Source organism: Enterococcus sp. 5B3_DIV0040 (genome assembly GCF_002140755.1).
Taxonomy (GTDB): domain Bacteria; phylum Bacillota; class Bacilli; order Lactobacillales; family Enterococcaceae; genus Enterococcus_D; species Enterococcus_D casseliflavus.
In genome coordinates, this window is record NZ_NGLC01000001.1 from 748,726 (window position 1) to 773,392 (window position 24,667).

Annotated in this window: 20 protein-coding genes, 1 tRNA gene and 1 rRNA gene; 15 read left to right on the plus strand and 7 right to left on the minus strand. The window is 41.8% G+C overall.

All coding sequences use genetic code 11. The annotated features are described in order from the left end of the window. Positions 1-31: 31 nt before the first annotated feature. The 3 genes from A5883_RS03685 to A5883_RS03695 form a co-directional block, all read right to left on the minus strand. A complete protein-coding gene (locus A5883_RS03685) occupies positions 32-631 on the minus strand; it encodes a TVP38/TMEM64 family protein (RefSeq protein ID WP_005229140.1) in 600 nt (199 codons plus the stop codon). Positions 632-819: 188 nt separating this feature from the next. Beyond that, on the minus strand, positions 820-1,290 hold the full coding sequence (locus tag A5883_RS03690; RefSeq protein ID WP_016608602.1) for a threonine/serine exporter family protein: 471 nt from the start codon (positions 1,288-1,290) through the stop codon (positions 820-822). Continuing rightward, entirely contained in the window at positions 1,287-2,045 is a 759-nt protein-coding gene (locus A5883_RS03695) for a threonine/serine exporter family protein (protein ID WP_010749694.1), read from the minus strand. The genes A5883_RS03690 and A5883_RS03695 overlap by 4 nt, the downstream gene beginning before the upstream one ends. Before the next feature lie 278 nt (positions 2,046-2,323). On the opposite strand from A5883_RS03695, the gene A5883_RS03700 reads away from it, so the two are divergent. Continuing rightward, complete coding sequence (locus A5883_RS03700; protein ID WP_010749693.1) at positions 2,324-2,890, plus strand: TetR/AcrR family transcriptional regulator; 567 nt, start codon at positions 2,324-2,326, stop codon at positions 2,888-2,890. 84 nt (positions 2,891-2,974) lie between these two features. Next, positions 2,975-3,062: transfer RNA gene (locus A5883_RS03705), tRNA-Ser, on the plus strand. Between the two features lie 215 nt (positions 3,063-3,277). Here A5883_RS03705 and A5883_RS03710 read toward each other — a convergent pair. Further along, a complete protein-coding gene (locus A5883_RS03710; protein ID WP_086338018.1) occupies positions 3,278-3,937 on the minus strand; it encodes an Ltp family lipoprotein in 660 nt (219 codons plus the stop codon). A gap of 225 nt (positions 3,938-4,162) precedes the next feature. On the opposite strand from A5883_RS03710, the gene A5883_RS03715 reads away from it, so the two are divergent. Beyond that, entirely contained in the window at positions 4,163-4,354 is a 192-nt protein-coding gene (locus tag A5883_RS03715; protein ID WP_254907816.1) for a hypothetical protein, read from the plus strand. A gap of 59 nt (positions 4,355-4,413) precedes the next feature. Here A5883_RS03715 and A5883_RS19090 read toward each other — a convergent pair whose 3' ends face one another. Further along, entirely contained in the window at positions 4,414-4,563 is a 150-nt protein-coding gene (locus tag A5883_RS19090) for a hypothetical protein (RefSeq protein ID WP_005229155.1), read from the minus strand. 466 nt (positions 4,564-5,029) lie between these two features. On the opposite strand from A5883_RS19090, the gene asnB reads away from it, so the two are divergent. After that, positions 5,030-6,925, plus strand: coding sequence for an asparagine synthase (glutamine-hydrolyzing) (asnB, locus tag A5883_RS03720; protein ID WP_010749664.1), 1,896 nt, complete (start codon positions 5,030-5,032; stop codon positions 6,923-6,925). A gap of 55 nt (positions 6,926-6,980) precedes the next feature. Here the strand turns inward: asnB and A5883_RS03725 are convergent, their stop codons facing one another. Continuing rightward, positions 6,981-7,784: a Cof-type HAD-IIB family hydrolase gene (locus tag A5883_RS03725; RefSeq protein WP_005229159.1), complete on the minus strand. Its 804-nt coding sequence runs from the start codon at positions 7,782-7,784 to the stop codon at positions 6,981-6,983. 261 nt (positions 7,785-8,045) lie between these two features. Between A5883_RS03725 and A5883_RS03730 the strand changes: the two genes are divergently transcribed. Beyond that, entirely contained in the window at positions 8,046-9,485 is a 1,440-nt protein-coding gene (locus A5883_RS03730; protein WP_005237180.1) for an NCS2 family permease, read from the plus strand. Positions 9,486-9,586: 101 nt separating this feature from the next. Continuing rightward, positions 9,587-10,792, plus strand: a complete 1,206-nt coding sequence (locus tag A5883_RS03735) for a multidrug efflux MFS transporter (protein ID WP_005231893.1) — start codon at positions 9,587-9,589, stop codon at positions 10,790-10,792. A 47-nt stretch (positions 10,793-10,839) separates the two neighbouring features. Here the strand turns inward: A5883_RS03735 and A5883_RS03740 are convergent, their stop codons facing one another. Beyond that, complete coding sequence (locus A5883_RS03740; protein ID WP_008377814.1) at positions 10,840-11,022, minus strand: YjzD family protein; 183 nt, start codon at positions 11,020-11,022, stop codon at positions 10,840-10,842. A gap of 147 nt (positions 11,023-11,169) precedes the next feature. Between A5883_RS03740 and dnaE the strand changes: the two genes are divergently transcribed. From dnaE to A5883_RS03785, 9 genes are all read left to right on the plus strand, one after another. Beyond that, positions 11,170-14,481: a DNA polymerase III subunit alpha gene (gene dnaE / locus A5883_RS03745; protein ID WP_086338019.1), complete on the plus strand. Its 3,312-nt coding sequence runs from the start codon at positions 11,170-11,172 to the stop codon at positions 14,479-14,481. A gap of 161 nt (positions 14,482-14,642) precedes the next feature. Next, complete coding sequence (gene pfkA / locus A5883_RS03750) at positions 14,643-15,605, plus strand: 6-phosphofructokinase (RefSeq protein WP_081117192.1); 963 nt, start codon at positions 14,643-14,645, stop codon at positions 15,603-15,605. An 83-nt stretch (positions 15,606-15,688) separates the two neighbouring features. Continuing rightward, positions 15,689-17,473, plus strand: a complete 1,785-nt coding sequence (pyk, locus tag A5883_RS03755; RefSeq protein ID WP_005229179.1) for a pyruvate kinase — start codon at positions 15,689-15,691, stop codon at positions 17,471-17,473. Positions 17,474-17,668: 195 nt separating this feature from the next. Beyond that, a complete protein-coding gene (locus A5883_RS03760; RefSeq protein WP_010749661.1) occupies positions 17,669-18,229 on the plus strand; it encodes a YceD family protein in 561 nt (186 codons plus the stop codon). Positions 18,230-18,285: 56 nt separating this feature from the next. Continuing rightward, a complete protein-coding gene (gene rpmF / locus A5883_RS03765) occupies positions 18,286-18,465 on the plus strand; it encodes a 50S ribosomal protein L32 (protein WP_005229191.1) in 180 nt (59 codons plus the stop codon). Positions 18,466-18,650: 185 nt separating this feature from the next. Further along, on the plus strand, positions 18,651-20,072 hold the full coding sequence (gene gndA / locus A5883_RS03770; RefSeq protein WP_005229192.1) for an NADP-dependent phosphogluconate dehydrogenase: 1,422 nt from the start codon (positions 18,651-18,653) through the stop codon (positions 20,070-20,072). 139 nt (positions 20,073-20,211) lie between these two features. Beyond that, a complete protein-coding gene (locus A5883_RS03775) occupies positions 20,212-20,898 on the plus strand; it encodes a response regulator transcription factor (protein ID WP_005229193.1) in 687 nt (228 codons plus the stop codon). Between the two features lie 14 nt (positions 20,899-20,912). Beyond that, complete coding sequence (locus tag A5883_RS03780) at positions 20,913-22,418, plus strand: HAMP domain-containing sensor histidine kinase (RefSeq protein WP_034696083.1); 1,506 nt, start codon at positions 20,913-20,915, stop codon at positions 22,416-22,418. Positions 22,419-23,033: 615 nt separating this feature from the next. Continuing rightward, positions 23,034-24,592 (plus strand): 16S ribosomal RNA (locus A5883_RS03785). The last annotated feature ends 75 nt before the right edge of the window (positions 24,593-24,667 follow it).

Consider the following 24,667-nt stretch of genomic DNA (forward strand, 5'->3'; position numbering starts at 1 on the left):
ATGAATTGATCGTTTTTCTTACCTATTTTTCTTATCCGCCTAACAAACCAGTTAAGAATGTTCCACCATAAATCAAAGCCATGCTGTACAAGAAAATTGAAGCAGGTTTTGCCAACAAAATAATCAACGTAAATTTCTTCACTGTCATGTTGGTCAAGCCAGCCATTAGACAAAGGGCATCATCTGGGGCGACTGGTAGAAAGATTGCAAGGGCGAAAAGTTTTTCAAATCGGCTTTGGTTATCTAACCAGCCAATATATTTATCGTAAGTTTTGTCACTGATCATACTTAAAATGAATGGTTTACCGTATCGTCGGCCTAGCAGGAAAATAATGACAGAACCAATACTGATTCCTACATAGTTATAAACGAATCCTAGATAAGGACCGAAAATCAAGACACCTGCAGCGCTGGAGACACCACCGGGAATGATCGGGATCACTACTTGCAAGATCTGCAAAAGGATAAAGACGATTGGTCCTAAGATAACGGAATTTCCAACTAGACCTCGCAGTGCATTAATGTCTTTGAAAACACCTAGATTGATAAAATAGATCGTTAATGCGATAGATAAACCTAAGCCAATAATAGAAATCGTATTAATGATACGACGAGAAGTTGCTATGCTCACAGGACTTCATCTCCTTTATGTTTCATAATCCCACTATACGGGGTGAGACCAGAAAAATCCAGTAAAACAAATGACAAACGTCAAACAGTTTTGTAAGGTATGCCTTTATTATAAAAGAAGTCCGAAAAGAAAACATTGTACTAAAGTCTGAAATAAGAAAAATTTATAGTTTCTGCGCACCAATAGTTTCAGGAGATTTTTTTATCTGAGGGATGTTTTTTCGTTCGCTTCATTTGCCAACGATTAACGATCTTTTCAACCACACTTGTCATCATGAAGCCTCCAGCGATCGCCCCAGCGGTGATGACAACGATCATCAGATTTTCAAAGCCGACAAAGTTGTCGCCCAAAGCGAATTCTCGAACGGCTTTGTAGGCAGGACCACCCGGTACGAGAGGAACGAGGCTAGGAATGTTAAAAATGATCATGGGCATTTTTTTTCTGCGGGAAAAAAAGATGCTGACGCAACCGACGGCAAATGCGGCTAAGAAGTTGGCGCTGCCTAGACCGTAGCCAATCGTTTTCAATGACCAATAGATCATCCAGCCAACCGTTCCAGCAATGCCTGTTGCAACTAAGGCTCTTTTAGGAATATTGGTCAAGATACCAAAGGTCACGGTGCTTAAAAAGCTAAAGGAAAGGTGAATAAAAATCGTCATGAGATCCCTCCAAATAAGGTGAAGACCGTGGCGATGCCAACACCGATCGCGGCAGCTGTGAAAATAGCTTCAGTTCCCCGAGCAGTCCCACTGATGAGATGGCCTGCCAAAATATCCCGAAAGGAATTGGTGATCGCTACACCAGGAACTAAGGGCATGACGGCACCGATAATCAAATTATCGACGTTTTGTGCGACATGAAGAGAGACCGCTAGAAGAGACAAAGTACCGATCAGTAAAGAGGCGCAAAACATATCCAAAAAGCGGATATCTATGACTTTTTTGACCCAATAGGCGCATAAAAATCCCAGACAGCCAATGACAAACGTTGCTAGAAAATCAAACCAAGCACCGCCGAAAATAATCATTAAAGTACTGCTGACCACGCCCGCACTAAACACCTGCAGCCAATAAGGAAAACTTGGTGTCGTTGGATTGACCTTTTTTAATGCCTCGTGCAGTTCCACTAACGAGATTTTTTTTTCAGCATAGGCACGAGACAATCCGTTGACGGCAACAATTTTTTCGAGATTGATGACTCGATCATGAACATTTTCTACTTGTGCATAGTGGCTACTGCGTAAGCCCATAAAAAGTCCAGTTGCTGTTACATAACTAATGCTGCCTTGCTCTCCGGCATTTGCTGCAATTCGATTCATTGTATCTTCCACTCGATAGACTTCCGAGCCGTTTTCCATCATGATTTTTCCTGCCAACAAACAGGTCTCCAATAATAGCTCTTTTGATTCAGCCATTTCCAAACTCCTTTTTCAATCGAATTTGCGCACTACATTCTTAGTGTACAATTTCAGCGAGTTTTCAACAAGGAAGAAAAGTAGATTTGAAAAATAACTAGCAGTCAATGCGTAGGATTTTTTGTGATAAATGAAAGGAGAAGTACTTCTTTTAATTAGTAAACATTCGTTTTTAATGAACAAAGTGAATAGAAATAAGATAACGGATGGAGTGTTTTATTTTAAAAAAATGAATATCTCGGTTACAATTAAATAAATATAAAAAGGGGGATTTATTGATGCGAAGGAAGGTCTATACAAGAGAACACATTTTGAAGGCCGCTTATGAACTGATCAATAGAGAAGGTTTTGGCAATTTTACGGCCCGGAATATCGCTAAGCACATGGGAATTTCTACTCAACCGATTTATCTTGAGTTCGAAAATATGCAGGACTTAAAAAATACCTTGGTGGAGGCTGTTTTCAAAGATTTATCGGAAAATGTTTTTCCAGTTGTTCGAACAGGAGACAAACTTGTTGATTTAGGCCTGAATTATATACGCTTCGCTCAAGAGCAGCACAATCTCTACATCGCCCTTTTTATCGACGACTATGGCGGTGGGAAATTGATGCATGATTTTTCATCGACCTATTTCAAATCCTTGATCAAATCAGAAGAAAAATATGCGGATCTTTCAGAAGATGCGGTAAATGCACTACATAATGGCGCATGGATCGTTGTGACTGGTTTGGCTTCCTTAATGTCGGCGGGTATTATCACACCCACCGATGACCAGATCATCAAAATCATCAACGAGACTATTGAAGGCGTAATCGAAAAGAAAGATAGCTACATCTTCGATTAAAGAACAAAAAATCTGCATCCCATTACTTATTGGGTGCAGATTTTTCTTGACATTTTTAATAAAACTAGCGAAAATAACTGTTATGGAGAGTTGGCAGAGTGGTAATGCAGCGGACTCGAAATCCGCCGACCCGGTTCATCCCGGCGCGCAGGTTCAAATCCTGTACTCTCCTTATATCAACGCTTTGGAGCGTTTAGCCTATCTTTCGAGATAGGCTTTTTTGTTTGTTGTGGGCAGAAAAATGGGCACAGAAGCTAACTGACTGCCGAGCTTGATCGATGACCATCTGAAAAACCCTCAGCCTAGACTCGATCTGGAAATCAACAGAAATGTACACTAATTCGTCGAACCCTTTTTTGCTTGTGGTCCTGCAACAAACGAAAAGAATCAATCGGGCAAACGCGCTAAGGCGTATTCAATTTGTTCAGAAGTAAAGCCTTCAAAAGAAAGTTGGCTCGCCACACGCTCATCTGATAAGGATAAATTTTGCGAGTAGCGAATTGCTTTTTTCAAAGCTTGCTCGTTCCAATCGGCATCCACGGTGGCTACGGCAAAGTCTGCTGCGCTCTCAGAAAAATCTTCATAGAGTAATTGACGTTTCAAGCTCGACTGAGAAAACGCATTGCTGGATAAGTATCTTTCTGCACGATTCAGTGCATTTCTTTCTTCACGAGAAAGTTGAGGTGTATGTTGCTCGTTGTTTGCGGGTTCTTCTTGTTGCGCGCTGCTTGCTTCGTTGTTGCCAGCTGTTTGTTCTCCTTGTGGTTGTTCCATGGAAGCAGTGGCATCGCCAAAGGATTCATTTTTCCTTGCTTCGTTACGTAAAGAAAGGCTTAATTGGGCAGTGATGCTATCGAAAGACGTCACATCTTGGTAGAAGGACAAGCCACCATACGAAAACAAGACAATAAAGGCGGAAGCGACAATGAGAAAAACATTTCGATCTCGTTTGTTTTTTTGAGTTATCAACCCAATATAAAATAAGATAATGCCAAAAATGAAACCGATCAAACCGATAAAAAACAAACCAGCGAAAAATGTAGCCATAAGCATCCCCCCTAATAAAACAGTTTCCTAAAGTTAATAGTACTATGTCTGGAATCAGAAAACAGATTTGTCTTTTCATGAATAGAGGAAAAGAATGATTTGACAAATGTAACGTGTATGCTATTAATGGATCATTCATATGTATTAAAGAAGTGACGCTCAAGAATTACTGGTAAAATCGCTAGTAAACGAAATGAAAGTACAGTTGTATCAGTAGGAGGGAAGATGATAGATTTTCAAGAAAAAGATTACTTTATGCGTTACACAAAAGTTGCGGCACAGGGATTGAGCAAATTTATTACGCAAGGATCTGTTGATGAAATCTTACAGCTAGATGAAAAGCAAAGTGGACAGAAGCAAGAAGCGGATACTGCAAAAGACAAAAGCGAGCCAAAAAACAAGAAAGCACCTAGCTAATTTTTTCCTTAGCGAGGTGCTTTCAGTACGAATCGGTATCCTTCATTTGGATAAACTCCTTATGCAGTTTTTTTCAATTCTTGTACAGCTTGCTCGATCGTAATTCCAGTCGCAAAATGATTCGCATCTTTTTTATCGAAAACGATAAATAAATTCAATTTGGTATCCAGAGTTACACGATATTGTAGATCTGTGTTATAGAATGTCATAGTCATTCTCCTTTCTTAAAACTTGTCATTGAAAGGCAACGGTTAGTTGATAACGAAATTCCATAGTTAGAATAACACTTTTTTTCACATTCGTCCAATAAAACTATCAAACGAACGAATCTGACTGATCCTTTTCAAGAAATCAATGCCTGAGAATGGCAGCAAAAGAAGTTTCCTGGAGTCAGTAAATTCGGGAAAAGTATCTTTGTATATTTTCAGAAAAATAGAATTCATAAAAAATTTCTTAAGAATTTTGAGGATAGCTATTTTCTTAGATAACAAATTTGTAAGATTGAGAGTATGAGTTGGTTGGAAACCTTGATATCATAAGGTTTATCTCCAAATTATGTTTTGTGCAAAAATATATTGATTGTATTTTTTTGAAAAAGAGATCGTATCTCTTGAATTCTATGGTATGATTTACTTTAGAAAAATGAAAATGGATTATGAAAACGGATGTGAAAATATGTGCGGAATTGTCGGCTTTGTCAATTCAAAAGACCAAAAAGAAATCATTATTGAACGCATGATGGACCGGATCGTTCATCGCGGACCAAACAGTTCAGGAAAATTTACCGACGACCAAGTAGCGTTAGGGTTTCGTCGTTTATCGATCATCGACTTAGAAGGTGGCTCACAACCGATTTTTAACGAGGATCGAACAAAAGTCATTATTTTTAATGGGGAAATCTATAATTTTCAAGTGTTGCGGGAAGAATTGATCCAAGCGGGTCATGTTTTTTCTACCCATGCGGATACCGAAGTAGTCTTACATGGCTATGAGGAGTGGGGCATTGATGTTTTGCAGCGCCTGCGGGGAATGTTTGCTTTTGCCATCTGGGATACTCAAAAACAAGAGCTTTTCGGCGCACGGGATCACTTTGGGATCAAACCATATTACTATGCGCAAATGAATGGCAGTTTTATGTTTGGTTCTGAAATCAAGAGCTTTTTGCCACATCCAGATTTCAAGAAAGAGTTGAACCAAGAGGCATTGAAACCTTATTTGACGTTTCAATACTCGCCTTTGAACGGAGAAACCTTCTTTAAAGGCGTTCATCGTTTGCAAGAAGGGCATTATTATTTGTTTAATGAACAGGGATTGACGATCAAGCAGTATTGGGATGCAGATTTTTCAGTGAAAGAAAATCATTCAAGAGAAGAATGGGTCGACAAAATCGATCAAGCAGTCCAGGAATCAATTGCCGCTCATCAAATCAGTGATGTTGAAGTCGGCTCATTTTTATCCAGTGGTGTCGATTCAAGTTACGTAGCTTCTGTCTTGCGACCAGATCGCTCGTTTTCAATCGGGTTCGATGACAAAACCTACAACGAAGCGATCGAGGCCCGCAAATTGACGGAAAAACTTGGTTTGAACAACACAGCAGCGGTCATCGATGGTGAAATGTCCTTTGAGGCATTCCCGTTGATTCAGTATCACTTGGACGAACCAGATTCTAACCCAAGCTGTGTCCCTTTGTACTTTTTAGCCAATCTGGCAGCACAGCAAGTGCGAGTCGTTCAATCAGGGGAAGGGGCAGATGAATTATTTGCCGGTTATGCTGCTTATGGCTTCCACACAAACTCTAAAGCGGTGCGCGTTTTTGCCCAAGGGTTGAAAAAATTGCCACAAAACATCCGCTTTCGTTTGGGACGTCAAATCGGCAAAATGAAAAACTTCCATGGTCGAATCCATCTTTATGAAGCCACGGCACCTGCCCAAGACTTCTTTATCGGGCAAGCACTGGTCTTTGAAGAAGAGGAAGCATTGCAGCTTTTAAAACCAACGTATCAAAAAGGACCCTCTGTTGCTGAAATCGTTGCGCCTCATTACGAGAAAGTCAATGGTCTCAAAGACGAGGTCAATAAGATGCAATATTTAGATCTTCATCAGTGGATGCCGAAGGATATCTTGTTAAAAGCAGACAAAATGTCCATGGCGAGTTCCTTGGAATTACGTGTTCCTTTATTGGATATCGAGATGCAGAAGTTGTCGCAAACGATCCCGACGAAATATTTGATCAATCAAAACAACACCAAAGATGTGTTTCGACAAGCGTCAAACCGTCATTTGCCAAAAGAGTGGGCAAACCGTGAAAAACTCGGCTTTCCTGTACCTATCAAGGCATGGCTGAAAGAAGGAACAGGGTATGAAGCAGTCAAGAGCCTTTTTGAGTCAGACTTTGCGGCAACCTTCTTCGATCAAACAGCAATTTTACAAATGCTTGAAGACCATCGCCAAGGAAAACCGAATCTTCAGCGAAAAATCTGGACGATCTTTACGTTCTTGACCTGGTATAAAGTATTCTTTATTGATGAATCGATTCCAGAAGCCAAAGAAATCGTTTATGAAACACTTTGATTTGAATATGGCAGCAAAAAAAAAAGCTGATGCGGACATCCCGCATCGGCTTTTTTTATAGACCTAAATATTTTTCCAAGTAATCGACCATGCCATCTTCCGCATTGGTTTTGTCGGTAACATCATTGGCGATCGATTTTAATTGTTGCGTGCCATTCGCCATGGCAACGCCCCAGCCCGCATAATCTAGCATCTCCAAATCGTTGTGTTCATCACCAAAAGCGATGATATCTTGTCGATCCAAAGACAAAGAATCCGCGATCACCGAAAGACCAAGTGCTTTATGGACCCCTTTTGGTACGATCTCTAAGATAGCTTGAGGTCCGCCCCATGTTCGAACATCGACCGCATCGTCGAATTGATCCTTGATACGTAAAGAAACAGATTCTGCTAATTCATTTTCGGTTTTCACCAGTAATGAAGTGGGGTCCGTTTTTAAATTTGCTAATAGATTTTTTTCGGAAGCATTGCCCGAAAAGAAAAAGTGCTGATCAAATCCGCTTAGGTCGTCAATGAAAAAGGTTTCGCGATTTTCTGCTGCCACAAACGTCAGCCCCAGCTGCTCTTTTTGCGCCATGAGCTCAAACGCAATTTCTCGAGAGATCGAGTGCTCCATTTCATTTGCCCAGACTTGTCGAGGTTTATGGACCAACCCGCCGTTAAAATTGACCATTGGTGTTGTGAGCGCCAATTCTTTATAGAACTGATCGCTCATACGAAAAGGTCTTCCTGTAGCGATGGTAACAAAGTGTCCCGCTTTGGTGGCGCGAACCAGTACCTCACGTGTGCGAGGGGAAAGTTGGGATTCAGTATTTAAGGTTGTGCCATCTAAATCAATGGCGATGATTTTTGGTTTCAAAAGACTCGCTCCATTCTCTTATGGTAGTGGCTTAAGTGTAACATATTTCTGTCATTTCACAATACAAGTAAGTTTTCGATAAGTTTTCATAATATTTACAAAGCAAAACACGAACATTAAACGTTTTTGGTTCGTTTTATTCGGAAAAAGGTTTGAAAAGCGAAAATTATTCCCTTATAATTTGTAATTGTTCGATGAAAAGCGCAATTATTCATTTTTTCTTTTCATAGAAACGATTAAAGTTCAGGAGTGAAACATAACATGGAAAAGTTTTTCAAATTAAAGGAGAATAAAACGACGGTTTCCACAGAAGTGATGGCTGGGGTCACCACCTTCTTCGCGATGAGTTATATTTTGTTTGTGAATCCGACGATTTTATCTGCTGCAGGCATGCCGTTTCAAGCTGTTTTCTTAGCAACGATCATCGCTTCAGTGATTGGTACCCTGATCATGGGCTTATTTGCAAATGTGCCTTACGCGCAAGCACCTGGAATGGGCCTTAATGCATTCTTCACCTTTACCGTCGTTTTTGGTTTGGGGTATACGTGGCAGCAAGCATTAGCGATGGTTTTCATCTGCGGCTTGATCAACATTTTTATCACGGTCACTCGTATCAGAAAAATGATCATCCATGCGATTCCAGAAAGCATGCAGCATGCAATCGGCGGCGGGATCGGGATCTTTGTGGCTTATGTAGGGATCAAAAATGCCAACTTGCTAAACTTCAGTGCAGACACTGCGGCAGTGACGGGTTCAGTTGTCGACGGTGAGACGATCGTGAGTGCCAATTTTAATGGGGGAATCGTCCCAGCTTTGGCGAATTTCAATAATGCACCTGTTTTGTTAGCAGTGATTGGTTTAGTAGTGACTACTTTATTAGTGGTGAAAAATGTTCGTGGGGCAATTATTTTTGGTATTTTAGGAACGACGATCATCGGTATTTTGATGGGTGTGGTGGATTTAAGTGCCATTGATTGGCACGGGAACTCATTAGGAAGTTCCATCAGCGAACTAGGCATCACATTTGGCGCTGCGTTTGGCTCTGAAGGAATGGGCTCACTATTCAGTGATTCTGCCAAAATCCCTCAAGTAATCATGACGATTTTAGCGTTTAGCTTATCAGATGTCTTTGATACGATCGGTACCTTTATCGGGACTGGACGTCGTACAGGGATCTTTTCGAAAAAAGATGAAGAAGCGGTTGAAAACAGTAACGGGTTGAACACGAAGATGGATAAAGCCCTTTTTGCAGATGCCGTAGCCACTTCTGTAGGTGCCATCGTAGGGACCTCAAATACAACGACTTATGTGGAATCAGCAGCTGGTATCGGTGCTGGTGGACGCACGGGCTTGACTTCTGTTGTAGTGGCAGCACTCTTTGCAATCAGCAGTATCTTTTCTCCACTGATCTCAATCGTTCCCGCACAAGCGACAGCACCAGCGTTGATCTTAGTTGGGGTAATGATGATGGCTTCGTTTGCAGACATCAAGTGGACCGATCTAGAAGAAGCAGTTCCCGCTTTCTTCGCGTCTATTTTTATGGGCTTGTCTTACAGTATTTCCAACGGGATCGCTGTTGGTTTCATTTTCTACGCATTAGTGAAAGTAGTGAAAGGAAAAGCCAACGAAGTGTCTCCGATCATCTGGGTCGTCAATGCGTTGTTTATCCTAAACTTTGTCATTTTGGCTTTGATCAGTTAAGTTTAATGAAGAAAATCTTTCTGTATGTTACCTGCAGAAAGATTTTTTTATTTGATTATTACTCACGATACGGTATAGTATTTGTGAAAGAAGGTTTGTAAATGAAGATTGATTGGAAACGAAATCTACTGATTTCATGGGTAGGTTGTTTTTTTACGGGTGCCAGTTTTAGTCTTGTCATGCCATTCATTCCCTTATATATAGAAGAGTTAGGCGCTCCAGAGAGTCAAATTGAGTTGTTTTCTGGATTAGCAATCTCAGTAACGGCGTTTGCGGCGGCTATCATTGCTCCAGTATGGGGAAATCTAGCAGATCAAAAAGGTCGTCGCTTAATGATGATTCGCGCGGCTGCGGGGATGACAGTGACGATGGGGTCTTTGGCTTTTGTACCGAATGTCTATTGGTTGTTGATCATGCGTTTCTTTACCGGAATTTTATCGGGGTATATTCCCAATGCGACTGCATTGATTGCTTCGCAGGCGCCTCGAGAAAAAAGTGGTTGGGCGCTTGGGACATTGGCTACAGGAGCCATCGCAGGGAATTTGATCGGTCCATCGATGGGTGGGGCGTTGGCGCAATGGTTCGGCATGAAAAATGTTTTTATCATTACTGGTGTTGTGCTGCTAATTACGCTCTTGCTTACGATTTTTCTCGTTCAAGAAGATTTTGAGCCGGTTGAAAAGGGCGATTTGCTGTCCATCAAAGAAATTTTTGGTCAAATCAAAAATATGCAGCTGCTTGTCGGTTTGTTTATTACGTCACTGATTTTACAGCTAGGTGTAACGAGTATCAGCCCGATCCTCACGTTATATATTCGTGATCTAAGCGGGAATAGTGGCAATATTTTGTTTGTCAGCGGATTGATCGTCTCTGTTGCTGGTGTTTCGGCAATCATCTCTTCGCCATTTTTAGGCAAAATCGGTGATCGTTACGGCAATCACAAGGTATTGTTAGGCGGTTTATTGCTGTCATTTTTCTGTTTCATTCCGATGGGCTTTGTCTCCACACCGTTTCAGTTGGGCGTGCTGCGCTTCTTGCTTGGTTTTTCGACGGGTGCGTTGATGCCGTCGATCAACACACTGATCAGCAAGATCACCCCGATGGAAGGGGTCAGCCGTATCTACAGCTACAACCAAATGTTCTCTAACTTTGGACAAGTGTTAGGTCCGATGGTCGGCTCAACGGTGGCAGCTGGCTTTGGTTATCCCGCCGTCTTTTGGGTAACTAGCGGGTTTGTACTGATCAATATTTTTATCTCAGGATTTAATTTCCGTAAAAGCTTGCGTAAAACGGACATCAGTGAATAGTTGAAAAGAAAAAAAAACCAGTTACAATAAAGGTAACTGGTTTTTTTTTAATGGCTTGTCTTTTCAGGCGCTGGTGCGATAATACCAACAAGAATGATCACCACACCTGTGACCAAAGAGATGATTGAAGTTAATTGAAAATCATAAGTTGCTCCAGCAAGTGAGCTGCCTAGATAGCCAACGACTTGACCTAATACAAAAGTCCAAAATAAAGTGACTAAGTAACGCATGACGACACCTCTTTTCTGCGTATCTTCCATTTCGACTTTAGTTTATCACAAAAATTTTTATTGTAAAGATTTTCACTTTTTCATTTTGTTTTTCAAATCTAATTACTAGCAGAAAGAAAGAGAATTTTCATTTTTGGAGGGATTTCAATGTATTCACAGCTCACCACCTTAAGCGCCTATTCGTTGCTGCAAAGTACGATCAAAATTCCTCACTATATAGAGCAAGCCAAAAAGATGGGCTATCAGACGTTGGGTCTGACCGATCATAATGTTCTCTATGGCGCGGTCGAGTTTTATCAGCAATGCCTAGCACAGGGCATCAAGCCGATTTTTGGCGCTTTGTTCGACTGTACCTTCGGAGAGGGATCAATGTCCTTTCCATTGTACGTATTTGCAAAAAACCTCAAGGGCTATCAAACCTTGATGCGTTTATCAAGTGAAAAAATGATCACCGAGCAGTTGAATTTAGCTGCTTGTGATTCTTTGCAGGACCTCTTTGGTTTGCTGCCTGAAGGCGAGGGATTTCTGCCTTATCAGCACGATGATCTAGAAGCCAATCAAGAAGCACTGCGAGCAATCAGCCATAAATTTGATTCTGAGAGCTTGTTTTTAGGTATTACTAGCAAAGGGTTAGATCCAGAAACGATCGCTTGGTTTAACGAGCAAAACATTGCACCATGTGCGTATCAACCAATCGCGGCTTTAGCACAAGAAGAAGCCTTTGCAGTCAAAGTGATGACGCATATCAAAGAGGGCTCGCAAATTGAAGACTTTCGTCAGGCTAAAGAGCAAGGGGCTGCGCAGCTTTTTCTACAACCAGCAGACCAACTGACCGCGGCATTTGAAGAATGGTCGCAGGCATTGATGAATAATCAGCGGATTGCAGCTGAATGCGCCGTCGAGCTGCCGCTGCATCAGCGGCTGTTGCCTCATTACCCGCTACCAGCCGAAGAAAGCGCTGCGGACTATTTGCGGAAAATTTGTTTTGAGCGTCTGCCTCAGCGTGTTGCCCACGTTACATCGGCGTACGAACAGCGTTTGGATTATGAGTTGTCCGTCATCCATAAGATGGGCTTTGATGACTATTTCTTGATTATTTGGGACGTCATGGACTTTGCCCACCAACAAGAGATCGTTACCGGCGCTGGACGGGGATCGGCTGCTGGCGCACTGGTGGCATATGTTTTATCGATCACCGACGTGGATCCAATCAAATACGATCTTTTGTTTGAACGATTCTTGAATCCAGAACGTTACACGATGCCTGATATTGATTTAGACATTCCTGACAATCGCAGAGACGAGATTTTACAGTATGTGCGCCAAAAATACGGGCAAGAATATATGGCACAGATTGCGACGTTTGGCACCATGGCGGCCAAAATGGTTCTGCGAGATGTTTCTCGTGTCTTTGGTCTTTCGCAAAGTGAAGCCAATCGCTGGTCAAAAGCCATTCCCAATGCCTTGAAAATGACCTTAGATCTTGCTTATGAACAATCCAATCAGCTGCGAGAATTGGTGTCGTTTAATGAGCGAAACCAAGTAATGTTTCAAGTCGCCAAAATTTTAGAAGGCTTGCCACGTCACGTATCGACTCATGCCGCTGGTGTGGTGATCAGTGACAAGAATTTGCTTGATCTGGTTCCCTTACAAGAAGGCAGCGATGGGATCTGGCTGACCCAATTTACCATGAATGACGTAGAAGCCATCGGCCTATTGAAGATGGACTTTTTAGGCTTGAGAAACTTATCGATCATTGATAATACCTTGAAAGGCATTAAACGAATCAGCCAACAAATCGTTACCCAAAAGGAGATTCCTCTTGATGATCCAGCAACATTGCGCTTGTTTCAAAAAGGCGAGACCGCAGGGATCTTCCAATTTGAATCAGCGGGGATACGCAATGTGCTGCGTAAGTTAGGACCAGAAAGCATCGAGGATATTGCCGCAGTCAATGCCTTGTATCGTCCAGGACCGATGCAAAATATCGATACCTTTATTAAGCGGAAAAAAGGACAAGAGCGTGTCTCTTATCCAGATGACAGCTTGATTCCGATTTTGCAAAACACTTACGGAATCATTGTCTACCAAGAGCAGATCATGCAGGTAGCTTCCAAAATGGCTGGTTTCAGCTTAGGACAAGCAGATATTTTGCGTCGAGCAATCAGTAAAAAGAAAAAAGACGTCTTGGATGAGGAACGTCGTCATTTTGTGCAAGGCGCCTTAGCCAATCAATACGATGAAAAGACCGCCAATTTGGTCTATGACTATATCGAGCGGTTCGCCAATTATGGGTTTAATCGATCCCATGCGTTTGCCTATTCCTTTATCGGCTTTCAAATGGCCTATCTGAAGGTACACTATCCCGCACCATTTTTTGCTTCGATCCTACACTCGGTACGCAACACCGCCAGCAAAATGAAAGAATATTTAAATGAAGCCGCACGTTATGGCGTAGAAGTACTGCCGCCTTCGATCAATGCCAGTGGGTTTAGTTTTCAACTGCAAAATGAAAAACAAATTCGTTTTGGTTTCAGCAGTATCAAAGGAATCCGACGCGACATGATCCAAGACATTTTGGCAGAAAGAAAAGAGCATGGTAATTTCACGTCTATGGATCAATTTTTGCTTCGCTTGAATCAGCGGAACAGCAAATGGTTAAAATTGGATTATTTATTGCCGCTTTTGAGCATCGGCGTATTCGATGGGATCGCCCCCAATCGAAAACAAGCACTGATCCAGCTAGAAGGAAAGATCCAAAACATTACTTATAGTGGCGGCAGTTTGGATCTCTTAGAAACTATGGCATTAAAAGAAGAAGCCGTTGCCGATTACAAACTAGAAGAAAAACTGGCTTTGGAAGAAGAATACTTAGGTGTTTATTTGTCTGGCCATCCCGTGGAACAGTTTCAAAAATTGCACCAACTAAAACAAATCACTGATATTGCCGACCTGGTTCCGAATGAACGGGTGCGTATCCTTTTATATGTGCGCAAGATTCGAGAGATTCGAACGAAAAAGGGCGAACAAATGGCGTTTGTCGAAGGAACGGATGCCAGCAAAGAAGTGTCAGTAACGATTTTTCCCATCGTTTATCGACAAGTACGTTCCTTGATTGAAGAAAATGCTGTTCTTTATATCGAAGGAAAGGTCGAGGTAAGTCGTTACAATGGTGAAATCCAACTCATTGCTGATAAAATAGACTTAGCAGAAAACGTTCAAAATAAAATTGCGTCACAAACTTGTTACTTAAAGATTTCTGCTGAAGCTGAAACGTCGCACCTGCAAGCATTGTCGAAGGAAATGAAGCAGCATCACGGAAATATTCCAGTGGTGATGTTCTATGAAAGCAGTGGCAAAAAAGTGTTATTAGCAGAAGAAAACTGGGTGACGGATGAGCCGAACTTTGTCAAACAACTGATCGCATTATTAGGAAATGGAAATGTAATTTTCAAGTAATTTTCCGAAAACGGTAATTCAACTTACACTTTTTTCAACTTTTTCCCACTATTTCAAGACATTTTCATGGAATAATGGTAGAATATGTCTCGTGGTTATTACTTGAAAACTAGCAAACAGGGGCTTCCCTAAACAAAATCTTTTGATGAGGTGAAAGAATAATGAAACGCATTGGAATTCTAACCAGTGGCGGCGATGCACCAGGAATGAACGCAGCGATTCGCGCAGTTGTCAGAAAGGGTATTTTTGACGGACTTGAAGTATACGGAATCAACTATGGCTATGCCGGACTAGTCGCAGGCGACATTCGTCGCTTAGATGTTGCTGATGTTGGTGACAAAATTCAACGTGGTGGAACATTCTTATATTCAGCACGTTATCCAGAATTTGCGACACAAGAAGGACAATTAAAAGGAATCGAACAATTAAAGAAATTTGGCATCGAAGGGCTAGTCGTGATTGGTGGAGATGGATCTTACCATGGTGCGATGGCACTTACTCGTCACGGTTTCCCAGCGATCGGGATTCCAGGAACGATCGATAATGACATTCCAGGAACAGATTTCACGATTGGTTTTGATACAGCGATCAATACTGTCTTGGAATCGATTGACCGGATCCGTGATACAGCGACATCACATGTCCGCACATTCGTGATCGAAGTAATGGGTCGTGGTGCTGGCGATATCGCTTTATGGTCAGGTGTGGCCGGTGGTGCGGATGAAATCATCATCCCAGAACATGATTTTGACATGCAAGTTGTTGCTGATCGTATCCGTGAAGGACGCGACCGCGGGAAAAAACATTGCTTGATCGTTTTAGCCGAAGGTGTGATGGGCGGAAATGAATTTGCTGACAAACTTTCTGAATACGGCGATTTCCATACCCGTGTATCAATTCTAGGACACGTTGTCCGGGGTGGTTCACCAAGCGCTCGTGACCGTGTGTTAGCAAGTAAATTTGGTTCATATGCCGTTGAATTATTGCAACAAGGCAAAGGCGGTCTATGTATCGGTATCGAAAACAATGAAATGATTGCTTCTGATATCATCGATACCCTTGAAAACAATCGTCACAAACCAGATCTTAGCTTGTATAACTTGAACAAAGAAATCTCATTCTAAAGAGATTTTTAAAGCAACGCAACAGTAATTTTGTAAAAAAAGCTTATTAGCTATTTTAAATAAATGAATAGGAGCGTTTAGTAATGAAAAAAACAAAGATCGTAAGTACATTAGGACCAGCAAGTAACAGTGTGGAAATTATTTCTCAACTGATTGAAGCCGGTGCGAATGTCTTCCGCTTTAACTTCTCTCATGGAGATCATGAAGAACAATTAGCGCGTATGACAATGGTTCGTGAAGCCGTAAAGAAAACTGGTAAAGATGTCGGTATCCTTTTAGATACAAAAGGTGCTGAAATCCGTACAACTGTACAAAATACGACAGAAGCAGACTTTGGTCGTGCTGGATACATCCAATTCAACGTTGGCGATGAAACACGCATTTCAATGGATCCAGAACACAAAGGAACAAAAGAAAAAATTGCTGTAACTTATCCTGGTTTATTTGAAGATGTTCATGTGGGCGGACACATCTTGTTTGATGATGGCTTGATCGACATGGAAATCAAAGAAAAAGACGAAGCAACCCGTGAATTAGTGGTTGTCGTTAAAAATGCTGGAATGTTAGGATCACGTAAAGGGGTCAATGCTCCTGGCGTATCAATCAGCTTACCTGGTATTACTGAAAAAGATGCAGAAGATATCCGTTTTGGTCTTGATAACGATATCGACTTCATTGCCGCTTCATTTGTACGTAAAGCGCAAGACGTTTTAGAAATTCGTGAAATTTTAGAAGAAAAAGACATGACTCATGTGCAAATCTTCTCTAAAATCGAATCACAAGAAGGTATCGATAATATCGATGAAATCATCAAAGTTTCTGATGGTATCATGGTTGCCCGTGGTGACATGGGTGTTGAGATCCCTGCTGAAGAAGTACCAATGGTTCAAAAGAGCATCATTAAAAAATGTAACGCTGCTGGTAAATCAGTTATCACAGCAACACAAATGTTAGAATCAATGCAACAAAACCCACGTCCAACTCGTGCAGAAGCTTCTGACGTTGCCAATGCTGTCTTTGACGGTACTGATGCAACAATGCTTTCTGGTGAGTCAGCAAACGGTGACTACCCTGTTGAAGCAGTAGCAACAATGGCACGTATCGACGTGGAAGCAGAAAAAGCTTTATCAGAAAACAGCACTTTCCAAATCAACCAATTTGATAAAACAGATGTAACGGAAACAATCGGTTTATCTGTTGCGCGTGCAGCGAAAAACTTAGGGGTTAAAACAATCGTTGCTGCCACTGAATCTGGCTACACTGCAAAAATGATCTCTAAATATCGTCCAGATGCTGACATTTTAGCTGTCACATTTGACGAACGCACAAAACGCGGCTTGATGCTTAACTGGGGTGTGTACCCAACCGTTGCTGAAAAACCATCAACAACTGATGAAATGTTTGAATTAGCAGCAAAACAAGCAGTGGATTTAGGCTTTGCTAAAGAAGGCGATCTAATCTTGATCACAGCCGGTGTTCCTGTTGGTGAACGCGGAACAACCAACGTAATGAAGATCCAATTGATCGGATCAAAATTGCTTGAAGCGCAAGGAATTGGTGAAAAATCAGTTGTTGCCAATGCCGTGATCGCTCACAGTGCCGAAGAAGCAATTGCGAAAGCAAAAGATGGCATGATTTTAGTTGTACCAACAACAGATAAAGAATATATGCCAGCAATCGAAAAAGCAGCAGCTTTAGTTGTTGAAGATGGCGGCTTGACTTCTCATGCAGCAGTTGTCGGAATCGCGAAAGATCTACCAGTGATCGTTGGTGCCAAAGACGCAACAACAACCATCAAAGATGGCGAATTGGTTACTCTTGATTCTCGTCGCGGTATCGTTTATCGTGGAGAAACAACAGCGATCTAATGATTTTTAACGATTGATCAAGCAACAGGCAAGTGCACGTTGTGCGCTTCCTGTTGTTTTTTTGAGAGTGTCGAAATCCCTTGAGAAAAGGCATTAAAATGACACGATCAAAAATGAAAAAGGTGTCAAGAAAATTTCATTGACAAAGCCTCAGAAGCCCTGTATAATTGCTTTTGTTGCTTAGGGGTGATAAAAATGAAATGGTCTTTATTGGAATTAAAAAAATACCAAGAGACACCGCTGATGTTTGAAGAAACACTTGACCTAAAAAGTCAACTGATAAAACGCGATGGACAGATCATTGATTTGTCTCCTGTAAAAGTAAAAGGGCTGATGAGTGTTGATAAGCAAGGATACTTGCTGCACTATCAAGTGGAAACGACGATGACATTGCCATCTACTCGTTCTTTGACACCTGTAGCGATTCCTTTTGATTTTTCAGTGGATGAACAATTCATGACACCAGAGCAATTTCAGCGTCGCGATGAAACGATCGTCGAAGAAGAAGTTTTGATCATTGAAGGTCAAACCATCAGCTTAGATGAATCGGTCGCTGATAACCTATTACTTGCGATTCCTTTGCAAGTCCTGACAGAAGAAGAAAAACAAGGTTCAGCAATGCCATCTGGCAACGATTGGGCTGTTTTGTCAGAAGAAGACTTTGCAAATCAAAAAGAAGCGCAAGCTCAACAAGTTGATCCTCGTCTTGCAAAATTATCCGAATTATTCAATGAATCAGATGACGATAACGCGTAGGATTGGAATAAATTGCAGCCTCAAGGTTGCGTTCATTAACAAGGAGGTGTAGCAAAATGGCAGTACCAGCTAGAAAAACTTCGAAAGCGAAGAAAGCAAAACGTCGTACACATTACAAATTGACAATCAACGGTTTGAACGAATGTGCAAACTGTGGTGAAATGAAAAAAAGCCACCATGTCTGCTCTAACTGTGGTCATTACGATGGCAAAGACGTAGCAACAAAAGAAGCATAATTCCTTTTTTTCAGAAAGAGGATTCTAAAACCTTAGGCTAACCATGGAGCCTGAGGTTTTTTTGTTTTTTTTGGAAAAGATGGAACTTTTCAGAAATATTTTTTGTCCATCGAAAGAGAATAGTTCAAAAGCAGGTACATTTGCGCTATAATGAAAAAGATAATTGAATCTTAGGAGGATGAAAGATGACAAAACAACAAATCGGCGTTGTCGGTATGGCTGTTATGGGCAAAAACTTAGCGTTGAACATCGAAAGCCGCGGTTATTCAGTTGCCTTATTTAACCGTACTGGTTCAAAGACAGAAGAAGTAGTAAAAGAACATCCAGATAAAAATTTTAAAGCAACTTATACGATAGAAGAATTTGTCCAATCAATTGAAAAACCACGTCGTATTTTATTAATGGTAAAAGCAGGATTTGCGACGGATGCTACGATCCAAGAACTATTGCCTCATCTAGACAAAGGCGATATTTTGATCGATGGCGGAAATACCTTCTTTAAAGATACCGTTCGTCGTAACGAAGAGTTGGCAAACTCAGGAATCAACTTTATCGGTACGGGTGTTTCTGGTGGGGAAGAAGGCGCCTTGAAAGGTCCTTCGATCATGCCTGGTGGACAAAAAGAAGCATATGAATTGGTTGCACCGATCTTAGAACAAATTTCAGCAAAAGCTGAAGATGGTACACCTTGTGTAACTTATATTGGACCAAATGGTGCAGGCCATTACGTAAAAATGGTTCATAATGGGATCGAGTATGGCGACATGCAGCTGATTGCGGAGTCTTATGACTTGATGCAAAACATTTTAGGTCTATCTGTTGATGAAATGGCTGATATCTTTGCCGAATGGAACAAAGGTGAATTGGATAGCTACCTAATTGAGATCACAGCGGATATCTTGACACGTAAAGATGATCAAGGAACAGGCAAACCGATCGTTGATGTCATCTTAGATGCTGCAGGCAATAAAGGAACTGGGAAATGGACGAGCCAAAGTGCCTTAGACCTAGGTGTTCCATTGCCATTGATCACTGAATCTGTTTTTGCTCGCTATATCTCAGCTTACAAAGAAGAACGGGTCAATGCCAGCAAAGTATTACCGAAACCAGAAGCGGTTGCTTTTGAAGGAAACAAAGAAGAATTTATCAATAAGATCCGTGAAGCCTTATACTTCAGTAAAATCATGAGCTATGCACAAGGTTTCGCGCAATTACGTACAGCATCAAAAGAGTACGATTGGGATCTTCCTTTTGGTGAGATTGCCAAAATTTGGCGTGCAGGCTGTATCATCCGTGCGCAATTTTTACAAAAAATCACGGATGCTTATGACAAGAATGCTGACATCGAAAACTTATTATTAGATGATTACTTCAAAGACATCACGAAACGCTATCAATCTTCTGTACGTGAAGTAGTTGCGCTAGCTGTCCAAGCGGGTGTCCCTGTGCCGACGTTCTCCTCTGCGATCGCGTACTTTGATTCGTATCGTTCTGATCGTTTGCCAGCGAACTTGATCCAAGCACAACGGGATTACTTCGGCGCGCATACGTATGAACGGACAGATAAAGAGGGAATTTTCCATTATTCATGGTATGACGAAGCGTAAGCTTTAAGAGAATCCAAAAGAGAAAGGCCGAAAGTGAGAACTTTCGGTCAATCTCTTTTTTATTTTTTAGATACATGATAAAATAAGACAGATAATGTCTATTTTAAAGGCAGAATAATCAATAAAGGGGCTATCAATAATGAGTAATATTCTAATCATTGAAGATGAAAAGAACTTAGCTCGATTTGTGGAATTAGAATTGAAGCATGAAGGGTATAATACTGAAGTTCATTACAACGGACGGACGGGACTGGATGCTGCGCTGAATAATGAATGGGATGCAATCTTATTGGATCTAATGCTTCCAGAGCTAAATGGGTTAGAAGTTTGCCGACGTGTGCGTCAATCGAAGAACACCCCGATCATCATGATGACCGCGAGAGATTCTGTGATTGATCGAGTATCAGGTTTGGATCATGGTGCTGATGATTATATTGTGAAGCCTTTTGCAATTGAAGAATTGCTGGCACGCTTACGTGCGTTGCTTCGCCGTATCGATATCGAAGGGGACAAAAACGTCGCAAAACAAACCACGATCACTTACCGCGATCTAACGATTGAAAAAGAAAACCGTGTCGTTCGACGTGGAACAGATGTCATTGAACTAACAAAACGCGAATATGAGCTATTGTTGACTTTAATGGAAAACGTCAATGTCGTTTTAGCCAGAGATGTTTTATTAAACAAAGTCTGGGGCTATGAGACAGAAGTTGAAACCAACGTTGTCGATGTTTACATCCGCTACTTACGAAATAAAATTGATGTGCCAGGGGAGGAAAGCTATATCCAAACCGTTCGTGGTACAGGTTATGTGATGCGGTCGTGAACCTTAAAAAAAGAATGAAAAAATTAAAAGAACTGAAGGGGCCTTCTTTAACTGTAAAGTGGGCCTTCGCAAGTTCTTTCTTTATATTCGTCGTATTTACGATCTTTGCTGTGATCACCTATAAAACATCGGTGAATTTGATCGTCGCTAAAGAAGAAAACAATGTGGAGCGGACGATGTCAGAGGTTGCTTCTCGTTTAGCCAATTCGGATCAAGAACTAACATTGGTTCGGACGTATCGTAATTTAACCAAAAATGATGCGGGGACGACGAGCATTTATGATCGCACTTCAACGATCGATGGCAACTTAATGAAAATCGATTCCTTTATTTCGGAATTAGGCCAAGCGCCGTTGAGCTTGTTTGTTTATAATTTGAATGAGGATCTTGTGTTTAAAACCCATGAGAATGATTTAGCACTGATCGACACGCAGCGCAAAGCGCCAACCATCGTAACGCTGGATGGTATCACAGGCTTTCTCTCGATCCAACCCATCTATTCAAAAGGCACCAGAGAGCGGATTGGCTATGCACAAACATTTTATGAATTGACTTCTTTTTACGAAATACGCAGCAAACTGCTGCTGACTTTGATTATCTTAGAAGTCGTTTCTCTGATTCTTAGTAGTGTGCTTGGATTCTTTTTATCAGCGTATTTCCTTCAGCCGTTAAAGGTCTTGCGAGATACGATGGAAACCGTTCGGAAAAACCCACAGTCAACGGTGCATATGCCAGAATTAAATACGAACGATGAACTGTCTGATTTAGCAGATATCTTTAACGAAATGCTGGATCGCATGCGCCTATACATTGAACAGCAAGAGCGATTCGTCGAAGACGTTTCTCATGAGTTGCGAACGCCTGTGGCGATCATTGAAGGACATATGAATCTGTTGCAGCGTTGGGGAAAAGACGATCCAGAGATTTTGGATGAGTCTCTGGCAGCCAGTATGCAAGAGATCAGTCGGATGAAGACGCTAGTACAGGAAATGTTGGATCTCTCAAGAGCGGAACAAGTGGATGTTCATTATGCAAATGAAACAACCAATGCAAAAGAAGTTGTCTATCAAGTCTTCAATAACTTTAAAATACTGTATCCGGATTTTGTTTTTACATTGGATGATGACTTATACCATGAGTTGAAGCTGAAAATCTATCGCAATCATTTTGAACAGATCATTATTATTGTCTTGGATAACGCAGTGAAATATTCCACTGATCGAAAAGAAGTTCATCTATCCATTTCGTTGGATCGGCAATCCTTTGAAATTGCCATTCAAGACTTTGGTGAGGGAATCTCCAAAGAAGACCTCGACAAGATCTTTAATCGTTTCTATCGGGTAGATAAAGCCCGTGCTAGAACCAAAGGCGGAAACGGGCTAGGGCTCTCTATTGCGAAACAGTTATTGGAAAGCTATAAAGGAAAAATTTCAGCAGAGAGTGTCATCGGTCAAGGAACGATCTTTCGAATCTATATACCGATCGTTCAATCAGAAGATCGGACGAAAAGAGAACGTTAGGCGAAAAGCTTAAGTTCTCTTTTTTTATCCATTAATGATAGATTTAGCCGCAAAATACTTCTTATAAACGAACGTTCGAATCGTTTGACAATGAATAATTCGCTTATAAAAATAGTTGCCAAAAAGCCTATTTTTTTAGTTGATTTTTCCTTTAAGAATTGCTATATTATTACTTGTCCTTGTTAAGGCATTTGTAACAAACACTGATTGATCTTTTTTGAAATTAGTTGTTGACGAAACATTTTACAAGTGTTATTATAACAAAGTCGAAAAAATATCATCTCTGAAAAACCTAATAAATCAAAAAAACTTTTCAAAAAAAGTGTTTGACATATAACGGTTGAGATGGTAAGATAAAAAAGCCGCTGAGGTTAAGAAAGAAGTTAAATAACAACTTCTTGAAAAAAACTTTTAAAAAAGAGTTGACAAACAAACGTCGCTCTGATATGATATAAAAGTTGCTAACACAGCACGGTAGACCTTTGAAAACTGAACAAAGCAAGCAAACGAACCAATGTGTAGGACGTTTCAATTTATTGAAACAAATACATGCAAGCAATAGCTAGCAAAGTTAATTTTTATGAGCTTAATGACCGTATGGTCATTCAAACAAATCATTATGAGAGTTTGATCCTGGCTCAGGACGAACGCTGGCGGCGTGCCTAATACATGCAAGTCGAACGCTTTTTCTTTCACCGGAGCTTGCTCCACCGAAAGAAAAAGAGTGGCGAACGGGTGAGTAACACGTGGGTAACCTGCCCATCAGAAGGGGATAACACTTGGAAACAGGTGCTAATACCGTATAACACTATTTTCCGCATGGAAGAAAGTTGAAAGGCGCTTTTGCGTCACTGATGGATGGACCCGCGGTGCATTAGCTAGTTGGTGAGGTAACGGCTCACCAAGGCAACGATGCATAGCCGACCTGAGAGGGTGATCGGCCACACTGGGACTGAGACACGGCCCAGACTCCTACGGGAGGCAGCAGTAGGGAATCTTCGGCAATGGACGAAAGTCTGACCGAGCAACGCCGCGTGAGTGAAGAAGGTTTTCGGATCGTAAAACTCTGTTGTTAGAGAAGAACAAGGATGAGAGTAAAATGTTCATCCCTTGACGGTATCTAACCAGAAAGCCACGGCTAACTACGTGCCAGCAGCCGCGGTAATACGTAGGTGGCAAGCGTTGTCCGGATTTATTGGGCGTAAAGCGAGCGCAGGCGGTTTCTTAAGTCTGATGTGAAAGCCCCCGGCTCAACCGGGGAGGGTCATTGGAAACTGGGAGACTTGAGTGCAGAAGAGGAGAGTGGAATTCCATGTGTAGCGGTGAAATGCGTAGATATATGGAGGAACACCAGTGGCGAAGGCGGCTCTCTGGTCTGTAACTGACGCTGAGGCTCGAAAGCGTGGGGAGCGAACAGGATTAGATACCCTGGTAGTCCACGCCGTAAACGATGAGTGCTAAGTGTTGGAGGGTTTCCGCCCTTCAGTGCTGCAGCAAACGCATTAAGCACTCCGCCTGGGGAGTACGACCGCAAGGTTGAAACTCAAAGGAATTGACGGGGGCCCGCACAAGCGGTGGAGCATGTGGTTTAATTCGAAGCAACGCGAAGAACCTTACCAGGTCTTGACATCCTTTGACCACTCTAGAGATAGAGCTTCCCCTTCGGGGGCAAAGTGACAGGTGGTGCATGGTTGTCGTCAGCTCGTGTCGTGAGATGTTGGGTTAAGTCCCGCAACGAGCGCAACCCTTATTGTTAGTTGCCATCATTTAGTTGGGCACTCTAGCGAGACTGCCGGTGACAAACCGGAGGAAGGTGGGGATGACGTCAAATCATCATGCCCCTTATGACCTGGGCTACACACGTGCTACAATGGGAAGTACAACGAGTTGCGAAGTCGCGAGGCTAAGCTAATCTCTTAAAGCTTCTCTCAGTTCGGATTGTAGGCTGCAACTCGCCTACATGAAGCCGGAATCGCTAGTAATCGCGGATCAGCACGCCGCGGTGAATACGTTCCCGGGCCTTGTACACACCGCCCGTCACACCACGAGAGTTTGTAACACCCGAAGTCGGTGAGGTAACCTTTTGGAGCCAGCCGCCTAAGGTGGGATAGATGATTGGGGTGAAGTCGTAACAAGGTAGCCGTATCGGAAGGTGCGGCTGGATCACCTCCTTTCTAAGGAATATTTCGGAAGACTACACATCGTTTGCCTTTGTTCAGTTTTGAGAGGTCTACTCTCAAGTAAATACC